The organism is Candidatus Saccharimonadales bacterium (assembly GCA_035457485.1).
GTDB lineage: Bacteria > Patescibacteriota > Saccharimonadia > Saccharimonadales > EFPC-124 > DATIBO01.
Map to the genome: position 1 here is coordinate 1 of DATIBO010000002.1, position 1,256 is coordinate 1,256.

General features: G+C 51.3%; 1 protein-coding gene and 1 rRNA gene. Both read left to right on the forward strand.

Translation table 11 applies throughout. The features are described from left to right. A 23S ribosomal RNA gene (locus VLA77_00025) occupies nucleotides 1–820 on the forward strand; the annotation flags it as partial. Further along, the gene (locus VLA77_00030) at nucleotides 821–1,222 is read left to right on the forward strand and encodes an LAGLIDADG family homing endonuclease (protein HSE28968.1); all 402 of its coding nucleotides are present in this window, start codon (nucleotides 821–823) and stop codon (nucleotides 1,220–1,222) included. The last annotated feature ends 34 nt before the right edge of the window (nucleotides 1,223–1,256 follow it).

Consider the following 1,256-nt stretch of genomic DNA (forward strand, 5'->3'; position numbering starts at 1 on the left):
TGGATGGTAGGCGAGCATTCCGTAGCTGTGAAGCGGTACCGAAAGGGCCGTTGGAGCGATCGGAAAAGACTCTGTCGGCATAAGTAGCGATAACGCGGGTGAGAACCCCGCGCGCCGTAAACCTAAGGTTTCCTGAGTAAAGTTAATCTGCTCAGGGTTAGTCGGTACCTAAGGCGAGGCCGAAAGGCGTAGTCGATGGAAATCCGGTTAATATTCCGGAACCACTAACGTGTGCTGTGGGAGGACGCAGTAGGGTAGGCGAGACGGCCGATGGATGTGCCGTTGAACTCACCATAGCCCGCCGCTTTGGTAAATCCGGGCGGCATCAGGGTAAAGGTAGGGACGAAAGTAGGGGTTAAACCCGAAAAAAGTCGCTGACCCCAGCTGCCAAGAAAATTCTCGTTCAGCTATACACGCGACGTGACCGTACCGCAAACCGACACAGGTAGGTGGGGTGAGAATCCTAAGGCGCTTGTGAGAACTCTCGTTCAGGAACTCGGCAAACTAGCCCCGTAACTTCGGGAAAAGGGGTGCCATCCTCCGGGATGGTCGCAGAGAAATGTCCCAGGCGACTGTTTACTAAAAACACAGGTCTCCGCAAAGTCGTGAAGACGACGTATGGGGGCTGACGCCTGCCCAATGCTGGAAGGTTAAGAGGAGTGGTCAGCCGCAAGGTGAAGCTACGAATCGAAGCCCCAGTGAATGGCGGCCGTAACTATAACGGTCCTAAGGTTGATCGAATGCAGCCTTAGTCAAACTTGGCTATATGCTGGAAAGTCTGAGTATCCCACATTACTCGCCCCAGAAAGGCAGTGACAATATGTTGGGTGCAGATAATCAGCAGGAAAGGCTAAGAACAGTCGGATGGATCGTAGGTTTTGTTGACGGAGAAGGTTGCTTCTCAGTAACCATTCAGAAAGCAACAACAGCTACGGGCTGGCAAGTTTTCCCTGAGTTCATCGTAACTCAAGGTGAAAAGAGCTTGCGAGCATTGCATGATCTCAAAGAGTTCTTCGAATGTGGAAAGGTCTTTATCAATCGGCGCAACGACAATCACAGGGAGCATCTTTATCGCTTCTGTGTTCGTTCGCTTGCGGATTTGAGAGAAAAGATCGTTCCGTTCTTTCGCGAGAATCAGCTCAGAACAGCTAAGCGTGAGGACTTTGACAAGTTCGCGCGCGTGCTTGAGTTGATCGGCGAAAGAAAAACATCTGAATTCTGAAGGTATCATGGAGATTGCGAATATCGCGCAAACG